Source organism: Microbacterium pullorum (assembly GCF_014836535.1).
Taxonomy (GTDB): Bacteria; Actinomycetota; Actinomycetes; order Actinomycetales; family Microbacteriaceae; genus Microbacterium; species Microbacterium pullorum.
This window is the reverse complement of record NZ_JACSQP010000005.1, coordinates 214,793-229,803: the sequence shown is the minus strand read 5'-3', so window position 1 is coordinate 229,803 and position 15,011 is coordinate 214,793. Positions and strand designations below refer to the sequence as shown.

The window sequence follows — 15,011 nt, the reverse complement described above, 5'->3', positions numbered from 1 at the left end:
CGAACGTGATCTACGCGGCGGGCTTGCAGGCGATTCCGAGCCGGTGTCGGAGGCCGGATCTAGACTTGATCAGTGCCCATCGTCTCTGTCCCCGCGCCCGCAAACTCCAGCGGAACGCTCAGCGTCCGCGGCGCCCGCGTCCACAATCTGAAGAACGTCGACCTCGATATCCCGCGGGATTCGCTCGTCGTGTTCACGGGTCTGTCGGGCTCGGGCAAGTCGAGCCTCGCATTCGACACGATCTTCGCGGAGGGGCAGCGCCGCTACGTCGAGTCGCTGAGCTCCTACGCCCGTCAGTTCCTCGGGCAGGTCGACAGACCCGACGTCGACTTCATCGAGGGCCTGAGTCCGGCCGTCTCGATCGACCAGAAGTCGACCAACCGCAACCCGCGCTCCACCGTCGGCACGATCACCGAGATCCACGACTACATGCGTCTGCTGTGGGCCCGCATCGGGGTGCCGCACTGCCCGCAGTGCGGGGAGCGCATCCAGCGGCAGACGGTGCAGCAGATCGCCGACCAGCTGATGGAGCTGCCCGACGGCACCCGCTATCAGGTCGTCGCCCCCGTCGTCACGCAGAAGAAGGGCGAGTTCGCCGACCTGTTCAAGGAGCTCAGCGCGAAAGGCTACGCGCGCGCCGTCGTCGACGGTGACATGGTGCAGCTGGCGGAGCCGCCGACGCTGAAGAAGAGCTACAAACACGACATCGCGGTTGTCGTGGACCGTCTGGTCGCCGGCCCCGACATCCTCAGCCGCGTCACCGACTCCGTCGAGACGGCGCTGGGGCTTGCCGGCGGCATCATGCAGGTGAACTTCGTCGATGAGACCGGCGACGACGCCTGGCAGTCGTTCTCCGAAAAGCTGTCCTGCCCCAACGGTCACCCGCTGCAGCTCACCGAGATCGAGCCGCGCACGTTCTCGTTCAACGCCCCCTTCGGCGCGTGCCCGGCGTGCTCGGGCCTCGGGACCAAGATGTCGGTCGATGTCGACCTCATGGTCGGCGACGAGGACCTCTCGATCAGCGAGGGGGTGCTCATCCCGTGGACGACACAGGGCAAGGGGCTCTACCAGTACTACGAGCGGCTGCTGGAGGGCCTCGCCCGCGACCTGAACTTCTCGCTCGACACCCCGTGGCGCAAGCTCCCGCAGGACGTGAAAGATGCGGTGCTGCGCGGCGAGAACTACAAGGTCACGGTCAAGTGGAAGAACCGCTACGGCCGTGAGATGCGTTACGCGTCCGGCTTCGAGGGAGTCGTTCCCTACATCGAGCGTCAGTACGCCCAGGCCGAGACCGACACCCAGCGTCAGCGGTGGTCGGAATACCTGCGCGAAGTGCCGTGTCAGGTGTGCAACGGCGACCGGCTGAAGCCCGAGGTGCTCGCCGTGCTCGTGCACGGGCACTCCATCGCCGACGCGTCGCGCCTGAGCCTGGCCGAGGCGCAGCAGTACTTCGCCGAACTCGAGCTCACCGACCGCGAGGCGCAGATCGCCGCGGCGGTGCTGCGCGAAATCCGGGCGCGTCTGGACTTCCTCATCCAGGTGGGGCTGAACTACCTCACCCTGTCCCGGGCGGCCGGGTCGCTCTCGGGCGGCGAGGCGCAGCGCATCCGCCTGGCGACGCAGATCGGCTCGGGACTCACGGGCGTGCTGTACGTGCTCGATGAGCCGTCGATCGGTCTGCACCAGCGTGACAACCGTCGGCTCATCGACACCCTGCTGAAGCTGAAGGCCCTCGGCAACACCCTCATCGTCGTCGAGCACGACGAGGAGACGATCCACGCCGCCGACTGGGTCGTCGACATCGGCCCGCGCGCCGGCGTCGACGGCGGGCACGTCGTGCACTCCGGGCCGCTCGCGTCGCTGCTGGAGGACCGCAGCTCGCTGACGGGGGAGTACCTCTCGGGGCGCCGGTCGATCCCGGTGCCGGCGAAGCGCCGCCCCATCGACAAGAAGCGCATGCTCTCCGTCGTGGGCGCTCGCGAGAACAACCTCAAGAACGTCACGGCGGAGTTCCCCCTCGGGGTGCTCACCGCCGTCACCGGGGTGAGCGGTTCTGGCAAGTCGACGCTCGTCAACGGCATCCTGTACGAAGTGCTCGCGACGCGCCTGAACGGCGCACGGCGCGTGGCCGGCAAGCACACCCGCGTCACGGGGCTCGACAACCTCGACAAGGTCGTGCACGTCGACCAGGCGCCCATCGGTCGCACCCCCCGGTCGAACCCGGCGACCTACACCGGTGTCTTCGACCGCATCCGCACGCTGTTCAGTGAGACCCCCGAGGCAAAGGTGCGCGGCTACCTGCCCGGGCGCTTCAGCTTCAACGTCAAGGGCGGCCGCTGCGAGGCCTGCTCGGGTGACGGCACGATCAAGATCGAGATGAACTTCCTGCCCGACGTGTACGTCGACTGCGAGGTCTGCCACGGCAAGCGCTACAACCGCGACACGCTCGCGGTGCACTACAAGGGCAAGAACATCGCCGAGGTGCTCGAGATGCCGATCGCCGAGGCCGCGGAGTTCTTCGAGCCGATCCAGGCGATCCACCGGTACCTGAAGACGCTCGTGGACGTGGGCCTCGGATACGTCCGACTGGGACAGTCGGCCACGACGCTCTCGGGCGGCGAGGCGCAGCGCGTGAAGCTCGCCACCGAACTGCAGCGTCGCTCCAGCGGCCGCAGCATCTACGTGCTCGACGAGCCGACGACCGGTCTGCACTTCGAAGACGTCAGCAAGCTGCTCGAGGTGCTGAACGGCCTCGTCGACAAGGGCAACACCGTCATCGTCATCGAGCACAACCTCGACGTCATCAAGTCGGCCGACTGGATCATCGATCTCGGCCCGGAGGGCGGGTCGGGCGGCGGCCAGATCGTCGCCGCCGGGACGCCCGAGAAGGTGGCCCGTGTCGCGGGCAGTCACACCGGCGCGTTCCTGGCCGAGGTGCTGGGCGACGCGCAGGCGGTCCGCAAGGCGGGCTGAGCGGATGGCCCGCTCCGCCCCGACCGTCGCCTACAAACCCAAGCCGGGGGAGATCCCCACCAACCCGGGGGTGTATCGCTTCCGCGATGCCGCCGGGAGGGTGCTCTACGTCGGCAAGGCGAAGAATCTGCGGGCGCGGCTGTCGAATTACTTCGCCCCGCTGCACACCCTCCACGAGCGGACGCGCCGCATGGTCACCTCCGCCGCGTCGGTGGAGTGGACGGTCGTCGCGAGCGACGTCGACGCGCTGCAGTTGGAGTACATGTGGATCAAGGAGTTCGATCCGCCGTTCAACGTGCGCTACAAAGACGACAAGTCCTACCCGTTCCTGGCCGTCACGCTGGCCGATGAGGCCCCGCGCGTCATCGTGACGCGCAACCGCCGCATCCCGGGGGCGAAGTACTTCGGGCCGTACCCGAAGGTGTGGGCGGTGCACGACACGATCGACCTGATGATCAAGGTCTTCCCGATCCGCACCTGCTCGGACTCGTCGTACAAGAAGGCGATGGCCACCGGCCGCCCGTGCTTCCCCGGGCAGATCGGCCGGTGCGGCGGTCCCTGCTCGATGAAGGTGACGATCGAAGAGCACCGTGCCATGGTGAACGACTTCGTGGCGTTCATGTCCGGCGGCGACCAGCGCTTCGCCCGGGAGTTGACCGCCCGCATGCGCGAGGCGGCTGCGGCGATGGACTACGAGACCGCGGCGGTCTACCGCGACAAGCTGCAGGCCATCGACGCGGTGCTCGGCAAGAGCGCCCTGGTGCTGTCCGACGACACCGACGCCGACCTGTTCGGCATCGCCGAAGACGAGCTCGCCGCCACCGTGCAGCACTTCGTCATCCGTGGCGGGCGCGTCCGCGGCGTGCGGGCCACCACGATCGAGAAGGAGATCGACATCTCGGGCGCTGACCTCGTCGATCAGGTGCTGCAGCGCACCTACGGCGACGCCGCCGCCGCTGACATCCCGCGACAGGTGCTGGTTCCGGCGCTGCCGGAGGCCGCAGCAGACCTCGAGGAGTGGCTGCGGGACCGGCGCGGCAAACGCGTGACGATCCAGGTGGCCCAGCGAGGGCGCAAGGCCGATCTGATGAAGACGGCGACCCTCAACGCCCAGCAGGCGCTCGTGCTCTACAAGACGCGCCGGACGAGCGATTACGTCGCCCGCACGCAGGCGCTGACCGACCTGCAGGAGGCACTCGGGCTCAGCGAGGCGCCGCTGCGCATCGAGTGCTTCGACGTCTCGCATCTGGGCGGGACGAACGTCGTCGCCTCGATGGTCGTGTTCGAGGACGGCCTGCCGCGCAAGGACCAATACCGCACGTTCGGTGTGCCCGAGACGACGGACGACACCGACTCGATCTACCAGGTGCTCACACGGCGCGTCGCCTACCTCGACCGGCCGGAGGAGCAGGAGGAGCCCACGACGTCGCAGGTCGACGGTGAGGTGGTCGCCCCGGTGCGCAAGAAGCCCCGATTCGCCTATCCGCCGCAGCTGCTCGTCGTCGACGGGGGAAAGCCCCAGGTGGAAGCCGCCGCGCGGGCGCTGGCCGACGCCGGGCACGAGGAGATCGCGCTGTGCGGCATCGCCAAGCGACTCGAGGAGGTCTGGCTGCCGGGAGAGGAGTACCCGGTGATCCTGCCGCGCACCTCCGAGGCGCTCTACCTGCTGCAGCGTCTGCGCGACGAAGCCCACCGGTTCGCCATCACGCATCAGCGCAAGCGCCGTCGCCGCGACATCCAGAGCGTGCTCAGCGAGGTGCCGGGCCTGGGCGCCGTGCGCATCAAGGCGCTGCTGCGCCACTTCGGTTCGGTGGCGGCGCTCGGCGAAGCGACCCCCGAGCAGATCGCCGAGCTTCCCGGCATCGGCCCGAAGCTCGCCACCACGGTCCACGAGCACCTCGCGCGCCGATAGGCTGGCATCCGACGACGGAGGTCGCTGGATGGCAGGTACGAAGGACGCGGGCGAGGTCCTCATCGTCACCGGCATGTCCGGAGCCGGGCGCACCACCGCCGCGAACGCGCTGGAAGACCTCGGCTGGTACGTCGTGGACAACCTGCCGCCGCAGATGCTTCGGCCGCTGCTGGATCTCAGCGAACTCGCCGGCAGCTCGCTGCCCAAGGTCGCCGCCGTCGTCGACGTGCGAGGACGCGACCTCTTCGCCGAGCTCCCGCGCATCACCCAGGCGTTGCGCGATGGACGCCACCTGCGCGTGCTGTTCCTCGACGCCTCCGACGAGGTGCTGGTGCGCCGGTTCGAATCGGTGCGTCGTCCCCACCCGCTGCAGGGCGACGGCACGCTGCTGGACGGCATCCACCGTGAACGAGTGCGCCTGGCGCGGGTGCGCGAGAGCGCCGACGTCATCATCGACACCTCCCAGGACAACATCCACCAGCTCGCCACCCGGGTCGTCGATCTCTTCGCCGCCGAAGGGTCTGCCCGCCACACCCTGACCGTCATGAGCTTCGGTTTCAAATACGGGATGCCACCCGACGCCGACATCGTCGCCGACATGCGGTTCCTGCCGAACCCCTACTGGGTGCCGGAGCTCAAGCAGTTCACCGGCAAGGACGAAGCGGTGCGCGACTACGTCTTCTCGCAGGAGGGCGCCACGGAGTTCCTCGACGCCTACGTGGCGGCGCTGACCCCGGTGATCGCCGGCTACCAACGCGAGAACAAGCCCCATTCGACGATCGCCATCGGCTGCACCGGAGGCAAGCACCGCTCCGTGGCGACCACCGAGGAACTGGCACGGCGGCTGGCATCGTTGCCCGGCGTCGCTGTGCGGGTGAAGCACCGGGACCTCGGTCGGGAGTAAACGCCCATCACGGTCGGGAGTAAGCTGGACGATTGTCCCCCGCGCCCTCTTGGAAGGATTCCCGTGCCGCTGACCGCTGACGTGAAGGCCGAGCTGGCCGCCATCCGCGACCCTCGCCCGACGGCGCGGGTCGCCGAGCTGACAGCCCTGCTGCGCTTCTCGGGCGGACTGCACTCCATCGCCGGCCGTGTCGCGGTCGAGGCCGAACTCGAGTCCGACGGCCTTGCCCGGCGCGTGGCGCGTGACCTCATGGAGATCTACGGGGTGCGCCCCGAGCTCGCCCACGTGCAGGCCTCCGGCGGCCGCGCCGGCGGTCACTTCGCCGTGCGGGTGATCGACGGCGGCGAGACGCTCGCCCGCCAGACCGGCCTGCTCGACCAGCGTCGCCGACCCGTGCGCGGGCTGCCGAACAAGCTCACCACCGGCGCGCGTCCCGACCTCGCCGCCATCTGGCGTGGTGCGTTCCTCGCCGCCGGCAGCCTGAGTGACCCCGGCCGCTCTGCAGCGCTGGAGATCTCGTGCCCCTCGGGCGAGGCGGCCATGGCGCTCGTCGGCGCCGCGCACCGGCTCGGAATCGCCGCCAAGGCGCGGGAGGTGCGGGGCGTCCCGCGCGTCGTCGTGCGCGACGGCGAGGCGATCCGGGCGACCCTCGCCGAGATGGGTGCGGTGCGCACCGCGGCCGAGTGGGAGCAGCTGCGCCAGCGCCGCGAGGTGCGTGCCGGGGTGAACCGACTTGTGAACTTCGACGACGCGAACCTGCGTCGCTCGGCCCAGGCCGCCGTCGCCGCGTGCGCGCGTGTCGAGCGGGCGCTCGAGATCCTCGGTGACGAGGTGCCGCCGCACCTGCGTCAGGCGGGGGAGCTGCGCCTCGCGCACCGCGACGCGAGCCTGGACGAACTCGGTCACCACGCCGAGCCGCCGCTCACGAAGGACGCCGTCGCCGGTCGCATCCGACGACTGCTCGCGATGGCCGACAAGAAGGCGGAACTCGACGGTGTCCCCGACACCGAATCCGCCGTTCCCGCCGGCGACGACGACTGACGCCCTCCGCCGCGCGCGCGCCGCGCCCCGCGCCGCGCCTCCCCGCGCCGCGCCGCGCCGCGCCGCGCGCCACGGTGAAACGACTCCTGACGGCCGAGACGACGGTCGTTTCCCTTCGTCTCGGCCACCAGATGTCGTCTCAGCGATCGGGGCGCCCCGCGAGCGGGGACGGGGGCGGGGATAGCGGGTCGGGCATCGGGAAGCAACCTCGTGCCGCGGGTGTTGTCGCTCATTAGGATGATCAGGTCCCCTCGCCGCACCGAGGACTTCGGCGCGGCGCCGACAGGAAGAAGCGAACATGGCGAAATACACCCTGCCCGAGCTGCCTTATGACTACGCGGCGCTGGAGCCCAGCATCAGCGGCAAGATCATGCAGCTGCACCACGACAAGCACCACCAGGCCTACGTGACCGGTGCCAACACGGCGCTCGAACAGCTCGCCGAAGCGCGCGAGACCGGCAACTTCGCGAACGTGAACAAGCTCGAGAAGGACCTCGCCTTCAACCTCGGCGGTCACGTCAACCACTCGATCTTCTGGACGAACCTTTCGCCCAACGGCGGCGACAAGCCCGTCGGCGACCTGGCCTCGGCCATCGACGACCACTTCGGCTCGTTCGACAAGTTCCAGGCCCACTTCTCCGCCGCCGCGCTGGGCGTGCAGGGCTCCGGCTGGGCCGGGCTGTTCTGGGATTCGCTGGGTGAGAACCTCATCATCCAGCAGTTCTTCGACCAGCAGTCGCAGTTCGCCGCGGGCACCGTCCCGCTGCTGCTCCTCGACGTCTGGGAGCACGCGTACTACCTCGACTACCAGAACGTGCGCGCCGACTACGTCAAGGCGTTCTGGAACATCGCCAACTGGGAAAATGTGGGTGACCGGTTCGCGTCTGCCCGTGAGAAGACGGCCGGTCTGCTGTAGGGTCGAAGACAGGTGAGGATGCCTGAATCCTCCCGGGAACGGGGCGGGGTTCCGGCATCCTCTCTGTCTGGAGAGGACATCCTCTCTATCGAGAGAAGATCGTGACTGGAGCGCCGGACAGGCGCGACCGGCGCGACGGAAACGGGAGACATCGTGTCTGTCAAGATCGGAATCAACGGCTTCGGCCGCATCGGACGGAACTACCTTCGCGCGGCACTCGCGCAGGGTGCGGACCTCGAAATCGTGGCGGTGAACGACCTCACCGACAACAAGACCCTTGCTCACCTGCTGAAGTACGACTCGATCCTCGGCCGGCTGGACGCCGAGGTCTCGTACGACGCAGATTCGATCACGGTCGGTGACAAGAAGATCAAGGTCTTCGAAGAGCGCGACCCCGCGAACCTCCCCTGGGGTGAGCTGGGCGTGGACATCGTCATCGAGTCCACCGGTCGCTTCACGAAGGCCGAGGACGCCCGCAAGCACATCGCCGGCGGCGCCAAGAAGGTGCTGATCTCGGCCCCCGCCACCGGTGAGGACGCCACGTTCGTCCTCGGTGTCAACGAGGGCGACTACGACCCCGAGAAGCACCACATCATCTCGAACGCGTCGTGCACCACGAACTGCCTGGCCCCCATGGCCAAGGTCTTCAACGACCACTTCGGCATCGAGCGTGGCCTCATGACCACGGTGCACGCCTACACCGCGGACCAGAACCTGCAGGACGGCCCGCACAAGGACCTGCGTCGCGCGCGCGCCGCCGCCCTGAACATCGTCCCCACCTCGACCGGTGCCGCCAAGGCCATCGGCCTGGTGCTGCCCGAGCTCAAGGGCAAGCTCGACGGCTTCGCGCTGCGCGTGCCGGTTCCCACCGGCTCTGCCACCGACCTCACCATCGAGACCCGCGAAGGCGTCACGGTCGAGGAGATCAAGGCCGCGTACAAGGCTGCCGCCGAGGGTCCCCTCAAGGGCATCCTCAAGTACACCGAGGACGACATCGTCTCGAGCGACATCGTCACCGACCCGCACTCGTGCATCTTCGACGCCGGCCTCATCCGTGTGATGGGCAACCAGGTCAAGATCGTCGGCTGGTACGACAACGAGTGGGGCTACTCGAACCGCCTCGTCGACCTCACCGAGCTCGTCGCAAGCAAGCTCTGACGGCCATGGCCCTGCGCACCCTCGAATCGCTGGGTTCGCTGGCCGGCAAGCGCGTCATCGTCCGTGCTGACTTCAACGTCCCCCTCAAGGACGGCGTCATCACGGACGATGGCCGCGTGCGGGCCGCGCTCCCCACGCTGAATCACCTCATCAACCAGGGAGCGCGTGTCATCGCGTGCTCGCACCTGGGCCGGCCCGCCGGCGCCCCCGACGAGAAGTACACGCTGGCCCCCGTGGCGCAGCGGCTGTCGGAGCTGCTCGGCAAGCCGGTCGCGTTCGCCCGCGACACCGTGGGTCCCTCGGCGCACGACGCCGTGGCGGCCCTGGAAGACGGTGACATCGCCATCATCGAGAACCTGCGGTTCAACGCGGGCGAGACGGCGAAGGATGCGGCCGAGCGTCGCGCGTTCGCCGAGCAGCTCGCAGAACTCGGGGACGTGCTCGTCTCCGACGGGTTCGGCGTCGTGCACCGCAAGCAGGCGTCGGTCTTCGATCTCGCCGAGATCCTGCCCTCAGCGGCCGGGTACCTCATCGAGAAGGAGGTCGACGTGCTCGACCGCCTCACCGAGAAGCCGGAGCGGCCGTACACGGTCGTGCTGGGCGGGTCGAAGGTCAGCGACAAGCTGGGCGTCATCGCGCATCTGCTCCCGCGGGTGCAGAAGATCTGCATCGGCGGCGGCATGATGTACACCTTCCTCGCGGCCCAGGGCCACAAGGTCGGCACGAGCCTGCTCGAGCAGGATCAGCTCGAGACGGTTCGCGGCTACATCGCCAAGGCGCAAGAGCTGGGCGTGGAGCTGGTGCTGCCCGTGGACGTGGTGGTGGCGGCATCGTTCGCCGCCGACGCCGACCACGTCGTGGCCGATGCCGACGCGATCGAAGCGACGCCGTTCGGCGCCGACGGAATGGGGCTGGACATCGGACCCAAGACCGCCGAGCACTTCGCCGACGCGATCCGTGGCAGCAAGACGGTCTTCTGGAACGGCCCGATGGGCGTGTTCGAGATGGACGCGTTCGCCGCCGGCACGAAGGCCGTCGCGCAGGCCCTCACCGAGGTCGACGGACTGTCCGTCGTCGGCGGTGGCGACTCCGCCGCCGCGGTGCGTCAGCTGGGCTTCGCCGACGACCAGTTCGGTCACATCTCCACCGGCGGTGGCGCGAGCCTGGAGTTCCTCGAAGGCAAGCGTCTGCCCGGACTGGAGGTGCTCGGATGGGAGTGAACCGCACGCCGCTCATCGCCGGCAACTGGAAGATGAACCTCGATCACCTGCAGGCGATCGCGTTCGTCCAGAAGCTCGCGTGGACGCTCAAGGACGCCAAGCACGAGGACGGCAGTGTCGAGGTGGCGGTCTTCCCGCCGTACACCGACCTGCGTGCCGTGCAGACGCTGCTGGATGCCGACAAGATCGCCTTCGCGCTCGGTGCGCAGGACCTGTCGGCACACGACTCCGGTGCCTACACCGGCGAGATCTCCGGTGCGTTCCTGTCCAAGCTCGACTGCGCATACGTCATCATCGGGCACTCCGAACGTCGTCAGTACCACGCCGAGACCGATGAGGTCGTGGCGGCGAAGGTGCAGGCGGCGCTGCGGCACGGGCTGGTTCCGGTGATCTGCGTGGGCGAGACCGCCGAGGATCTCGAGACCCACGGCGCCAGCGCGGTGCCGGTGGGCCAGCTCGAGGTCGCCCTCGAGTCGGTCCCCGCCGATGCCGACATCGTCGTGGCCTACGAGCCGGTCTGGGCCATCGGCTCGGGTCAGGCAGCCACGCCCGAACAGGCACAGGACGTGTGCGCGAAGCTTCGCGACGTCGTGGCTGCAAAGCTCGGCGCCGACGCGGCGGAGCGCACCCGTGTGCTCTACGGCGGCTCCGTGAAGTCGGGAAACATCGCGAGCTTCATGCGTGAGCCCGACGTCGACGGCGCGCTCGTCGGCGGCGCCAGCCTGCTGGTGGATGAGTTCGCGGCGATCATCCGTTACCAGAAGCACGTCGGCGTCTGACCGACGCGTTTCCGCTGCGTTCAGCGAAATCCTCCCGCCCGGCGGCCGCGCGATCCGCGGTCACCGGGCGGGGGATACGCTGAGACCGAGCAGCATCGGTATACTCGATCTTTGTGCGGTCCGCAGGGATCGCAGCGAAAGGCTTCTACGACTGTGCCAATCCTCGAGTTCTCTCTGCAGGTGCTGCTGGGCATCACCAGCCTGCTGCTGACCCTTCTGATCCTGCTCCACAAGGGGCGGGGCGGCGGGCTTTCCGACATGTTCGGCGGTGGCATGACGTCGGCGATGGGCTCTTCGGGCCTGGCCGAACGCAACCTCAACCGATTCACCGTCATCCTCGCTCTCGCGTGGTTCGTCTCGATCGTGGCCCTGGGCCTGATCACCAAGTTCCAGGGAATCTGACATGGCTACAGGCGGCAACGCGATCCGCGGCACTCGTGTGGGTGCCGGCCCGATGGGTGAGCAGGACCACGGCTTCCACGCCGACCGCGTGTCGGTGTCGTACTGGGACGCCCTCGGCAACGAGACGGTGCGCTTCTTCGCCGCCGGCATCGCCGAGGACGAGATCCCCGAGACGATCGACTCCCCCCACTCCGGTCTTCCCGCGGGGCGCGACCAGCAGAACCCGCCGGCCCTGGCCAAGCCCGAGCCGTACAAGACCCACCTGGCCTACGTGAAGGAGCGCCGCACCGAAGAAGAGGCGGCGACCCTCCTCGACGACGCCCTCACGCAGCTGCGCGAGCGCCGCGGCCTGTGATCTGAGACCGCACGTCGGTCGACACATACGAAGAAGGGGATGCCGATGGCATCCCCTTCTTCGTCTGTCGGGCGGTCAGTACTCGCCGTCGATGAGCTCGGGTGGCACCTGTGACGCGGCCGCCTCATCGACGAAGATGATCGTCCGCCGCCGGCCCTTGGCCCCGGCCGCCGGCACACTGTCGTAGCTGGCGCCGGCGAGTACGAGTCCGAGCGCCGCGGCCTTGTCGGCACCGGCGAGCACCATCCACACGCGCACCGCCGAGTTGATGACCGGGCGCGTCATGGTGATGCGCTCGGAAGGCGGCTTGGGCGAGTCCCGCACCGCGACCACCGCGCGGTCGGTGACCTGGATCTCGGGGCGGTCGGGGAACAGCGACGCGATGTGCCCGTCGGGTCCGACACCCAGGAAGGTGATCTGGAACGACGGCCACGGGTTGCCGGTCTCCTCGTCGGCGAACCGGGCGAGCTCCCGCTCGTACGCCTCCGCGGCGGCATCCATGTCGATGCCCGCGTCGGACGCGGGGATCGGGTGGATGTTCTCGGCCGGGACATCGATGTGGTCGAACAGCGTGGTGCGCCCGACGCGCTCGTTGCGGTCACGGTGCTCGCGGGGGAGGAACCGCTCGTCGCTCCACCAGAAATGCACGAGCGACCAGTCGACGTCGTCGCGCTTGGGATGGTCGGCGATCGCGCGCAGCACGACGCCACCCATCACGCCGCCGGTGAGCGACACGTGGCTGACGAGTCCCGCGCGGCCCCGCTTGCCCAATCGGGACAGCACCCGGGTGGCCACGGACCGTGCGACGTGGGCGGGGTCGGGGCGGACCACCACCCGCTTCTCGGTGGTGAACTCAGCCATGCGACTCCTGTACCACTGCGGGACCGAGCAGATCCCAGCCCTCCGTGATGACACGACCATACAGGACGTCCGGATCGAGCCGGCGCAGCTCCTCGGCGAGGCACTCGCGCAGCGTGCGACGGGGGAGCACGATCTCATGGCCCGGCTGCTGCGGCTGCGCGAGGTGCGCGTCGATGTCGTTGGTGCGCTCCAGCAGGATGTCGCCGGAGGCGCGGGTGAGACGCACCGAGCGGATGCCGTGGTCCCATTCCTCGGGGGACGTGTAACGCCACGTGACGGGCACCTCGAGCTTGAGGCGCAGCCACGCGGCGAGCAGCGCCGTGGACGGCGAGCTGCCGGCGCCGAGCACCTCGACGGCGGTGACCGGCTCGTAGGGCGGCTGGTCGAGCACGGCGGCCAGCTGCTCGCGCCAATGGGTCAGTCGCGTCCACGCCAGATCGGTGTCGCCGGGTGCGTAGGTGCTCCCGAGAACGGACAGCCGGTCGGTCGTGAACGGCTTCGTCGCGGCATCGGTGATGCGCCGCTGCGCGATGCGTCCGATGCCGGACTCGGCGGGAATCGCCGGTGGGTGGTCGGGCCACCACGCCACGACCGGCGCGTCGGGCAGCAGCAGACCCGTGATGAGACTGTCGGGGTTGCTCGTGGCATCCCCATGAGCACGCAGCACGATGACCTCGCTCGCCCCCGCGTCGCCGCCGACGCGGATCTGCGCGTCGAGGCGGGCATCGCCGTCGTGGTGGCTGATCAGCACGATGACGCGCATGGGGTGTTCGCGGGAGGCGTCGTTGGCCGCATCGATCGCGTCTTCCTCGAGACCGTGCGACGTGGCGATGACGAGGGTCAGCACGCGGCCGAGTGCCACAGCGCCGCCCTCCTCGCGCACCTTGACGAGGGACCGCGCCACCTGGGACACGGTGGTGTCGGGCAGATCGACGATCATGGACGCCTCCAGACGCGGCCGTCGCGGGCCAGCAGCTCATCAGCCGACGGGGGTCCCCACGAACCAGGGGAGTATTGTTCGAGCGGTCCGCCCTGCTCGGCCCAGAACTGCTCGATGGGATCGAGGATGCGCCAGCTCAGCTCGACCTCCTCGTGGCGGGGGAACAGCGGCGGGTCGCCCAGCAGCACGTCGAGGATGAGGCGCTCGTACGCCTCGGGGCTCGACTCGGTGAAGGCGTGCCCATAGCCGAAGTCCATCGTGACGTCGCGCACCTCGGTGGCAGCCCCCGGCACCTTGGATCCGAAGCGGATCGTGACGCCCTCGTCGGGCTGCACGCGGATCACGAGCGCGTTCTGACCCTGCTCGGTGGTCTGGTTGCGCAGGAACAGGTGCTGCGGCGCGCGCTTGAACACGACCGCGATCTCGGTGACACGCCGGCCCAGACGCTTGCCGGTGCGCAGGTAGAACGGCACCCCCGCCCAGCGGCGGGTGGCGATCTCGAGTTTCACCGCGGCGTACGTCTCGGTGGTGGACGCCGGGTCCATGCCCTCCTCGTCGAGGAAGCCGGTGACCTTCTCGCCGCCCTGCCAGCCGCCGGCGTACTGGCCGCGGGCGGTCGCCGTGGACAGGTCGGCGGGCAGCTGCACTGCAGCGAGGACCTTCTCCTTCTCGGCGCGCAGATGCGTGGCATCCAGCGAGATCGGCTCCTCCATCGCGGTGAGCGCGAGCAGCTGCAGCAGGTGGTTCTGGATGACGTCGCGGGCGGCGCCGATGCCGTCGTAGTAGCCGGCACGGCCGCCCACGCCGATGTCCTCGGCCATCGTGATCTGCACGTGGTCGACGTAGTTGCGGTTCCACAGCGGCTCGAACAGCTCATTGGCGAAGCGCAGCGCCATGATGTTCTGCACCGTCTCTTTGCCGAGGTAGTGGTCGATGCGGAAGATCGAGTCGGCGGGGAACGCCACCTCCAGCGCCTCGTTGAGCGCGCGCGCGGTCTGCAGGTCGCTGCCGAACGGCTTCTCGATGACGACACGGCGCCAGCTCGAGTCGCCGGCGGCGGTGTCGTCCACCAGGCCCGACGCCTTCAGCTGCTTCGCGACGAGGGGGAAGTCCTTGGGCGGGATCGACAGGTAGTACGCGTGGTTGCCCATCGTGCCGCGTTCGACGTCGAGGGCGTGCACGGTGTCGCGCAGGCGCTGGAATGCCTCGGCGTCGCCGAACTCGCCCGACACGAACCGGATGCCCTGCAGCAGCTGCTTCCAGGTCTCCTCGCGGAACGGCGTGCGGGCATGCTGCTTCACGGCGTCGTAGACGACGCGCGCGAAGTCCTCGTCATCCCAGTCGCGCCGGGCGAAGCCGACCAGGGCGAACCCAGGAGGCAGGAGCCCGCGGTTGGCGAGGTCGTAGACGGCGGGCATGAGCTTCTTGCGTGACAGGTCCCCTGTCACGCCGAAGATGACGAGCGCGCTCGGACCGGCGATGCGGTTCAGGCGACGGTCGTCCGGATCGCGCAGCGGATTGCGGCCGCGCTGGATCTCGACGGTCATCGG

The 15,011-nt window shown here is 68.9% G+C and carries 13 protein-coding genes; 10 read left to right on the top strand and 3 right to left on the bottom strand.

What is annotated here, in order from left to right:
* Positions 1-72 precede the first annotated feature (72 nt).
* From uvrA to H9651_RS10070, 10 genes are all read left to right on the top strand, one after another.
* Positions 73-2,973 (top strand): excinuclease ABC subunit UvrA, encoded by a 2,901-nt coding sequence (uvrA, locus tag H9651_RS10115; protein ID WP_191719179.1) that lies wholly within the window; start codon positions 73-75, stop codon positions 2,971-2,973.
* Positions 2,974-2,977: 4 nt separating this feature from the next.
* Positions 2,978-4,885 (top strand): excinuclease ABC subunit UvrC, encoded by a 1,908-nt coding sequence (gene uvrC / locus H9651_RS10110; RefSeq protein WP_191719178.1) that lies wholly within the window; start codon positions 2,978-2,980, stop codon positions 4,883-4,885.
* A 28-nt stretch (positions 4,886-4,913) separates the two neighbouring features.
* A complete protein-coding gene (gene rapZ, locus H9651_RS10105) occupies positions 4,914-5,789 on the top strand; it encodes an RNase adapter RapZ (protein ID WP_191719177.1) in 876 nt (291 codons plus the stop codon).
* Positions 5,790-5,852: 63 nt separating this feature from the next.
* Positions 5,853-6,830 carry a DNA-binding protein WhiA gene (whiA, locus tag H9651_RS10100; protein ID WP_191719176.1) on the top strand — a complete coding sequence of 326 codons (978 nt, stop codon included), beginning with the start codon at positions 5,853-5,855 and terminating at the stop codon, positions 6,828-6,830.
* A 298-nt stretch (positions 6,831-7,128) separates the two neighbouring features.
* On the top strand, positions 7,129-7,746 hold the full coding sequence (locus tag H9651_RS10095; RefSeq protein ID WP_191719175.1) for a superoxide dismutase: 618 nt from the start codon (positions 7,129-7,131) through the stop codon (positions 7,744-7,746).
* Positions 7,747-7,899: 153 nt separating this feature from the next.
* Entirely contained in the window at positions 7,900-8,904 is a 1,005-nt protein-coding gene (gene gap / locus H9651_RS10090; protein ID WP_191719174.1) for a type I glyceraldehyde-3-phosphate dehydrogenase, read from the top strand.
* A 5-nt stretch (positions 8,905-8,909) separates the two neighbouring features.
* On the top strand, positions 8,910-10,124 hold the full coding sequence (locus tag H9651_RS10085; protein WP_191719173.1) for a phosphoglycerate kinase: 1,215 nt from the start codon (positions 8,910-8,912) through the stop codon (positions 10,122-10,124).
* Positions 10,115-10,903: a triose-phosphate isomerase gene (tpiA, locus tag H9651_RS10080; protein WP_191719172.1), complete on the top strand. Its 789-nt coding sequence runs from the start codon at positions 10,115-10,117 to the stop codon at positions 10,901-10,903. The genes H9651_RS10085 and tpiA overlap by 10 nt, the downstream gene beginning before the upstream one ends.
* A gap of 153 nt (positions 10,904-11,056) precedes the next feature.
* Positions 11,057-11,305 carry a preprotein translocase subunit SecG gene (secG, locus tag H9651_RS10075; protein ID WP_191719171.1) on the top strand — a complete coding sequence of 83 codons (249 nt, stop codon included), beginning with the start codon at positions 11,057-11,059 and terminating at the stop codon, positions 11,303-11,305.
* Position 11,306: 1 nt separating this feature from the next.
* On the top strand, positions 11,307-11,660 hold the full coding sequence (locus tag H9651_RS10070; protein WP_191719170.1) for an RNA polymerase-binding protein RbpA: 354 nt from the start codon (positions 11,307-11,309) through the stop codon (positions 11,658-11,660).
* 75 nt (positions 11,661-11,735) lie between these two features.
* On the opposite strand, the gene pgl is transcribed toward H9651_RS10070, so the two are convergent.
* Genes pgl through zwf form a run of 3 tightly spaced genes read right to left on the bottom strand, consistent with a single transcriptional unit; the run spans position 11,736 to position 15,008 of the window.
* Positions 11,736-12,521, bottom strand: coding sequence for a 6-phosphogluconolactonase (gene pgl, locus H9651_RS10065; protein WP_191719169.1), 786 nt, complete (start codon positions 12,519-12,521; stop codon positions 11,736-11,738).
* Positions 12,514-13,461, bottom strand: a complete 948-nt coding sequence (locus H9651_RS10060) for a glucose-6-phosphate dehydrogenase assembly protein OpcA (protein WP_191719168.1) — start codon at positions 13,459-13,461, stop codon at positions 12,514-12,516. The genes pgl and H9651_RS10060 overlap by 8 nt, the downstream gene beginning before the upstream one ends.
* Positions 13,458-15,008 (bottom strand): glucose-6-phosphate dehydrogenase, encoded by a 1,551-nt coding sequence (gene zwf, locus H9651_RS10055; protein WP_191719167.1) that lies wholly within the window; start codon positions 15,006-15,008, stop codon positions 13,458-13,460. Before zwf ends, H9651_RS10060 begins: the two co-directional genes overlap by 4 nt.
* Between the last annotated feature and the right edge of the window lie 3 nt (positions 15,009-15,011).

Excerpts from the sequence above, each read along its gene's own strand:
- H9651_RS10070 (WP_191719170.1), top strand. The coding sequence starts at position 11,307 with ATGGCTACAGGCGGCAACGCGATCCGCGGCACTCGTGTGGGTGCCGGC.
- rapZ (WP_191719177.1), top strand. The coding sequence starts at position 4,914 with ATGGCAGGTACGAAGGACGCGGGCGAGGTCCTCATCGTCACCGGCATG.
- H9651_RS10085 (WP_191719173.1), top strand. The coding sequence starts at position 8,910 with ATGGCCCTGCGCACCCTCGAATCGCTGGGTTCGCTGGCCGGCAAGCGC.
- zwf (WP_191719167.1), bottom strand. The coding sequence starts at position 15,008 with ATGACCGTCGAGATCCAGCGCGGCCGCAATCCGCTGCGCGATCCGGAC.
- pgl (WP_191719169.1), bottom strand. The coding sequence starts at position 12,521 with ATGGCTGAGTTCACCACCGAGAAGCGGGTGGTGGTCCGCCCCGACCCC.
- uvrC (WP_191719178.1), top strand. The coding sequence starts at position 2,978 with ATGGCCCGCTCCGCCCCGACCGTCGCCTACAAACCCAAGCCGGGGGAG.
- H9651_RS10060 (WP_191719168.1), bottom strand. The coding sequence starts at position 13,461 with ATGATCGTCGATCTGCCCGACACCACCGTGTCCCAGGTGGCGCGGTCC.
- H9651_RS10095 (WP_191719175.1), top strand. The coding sequence starts at position 7,129 with ATGGCGAAATACACCCTGCCCGAGCTGCCTTATGACTACGCGGCGCTG.
- tpiA (WP_191719172.1), top strand. The coding sequence starts at position 10,115 with ATGGGAGTGAACCGCACGCCGCTCATCGCCGGCAACTGGAAGATGAAC.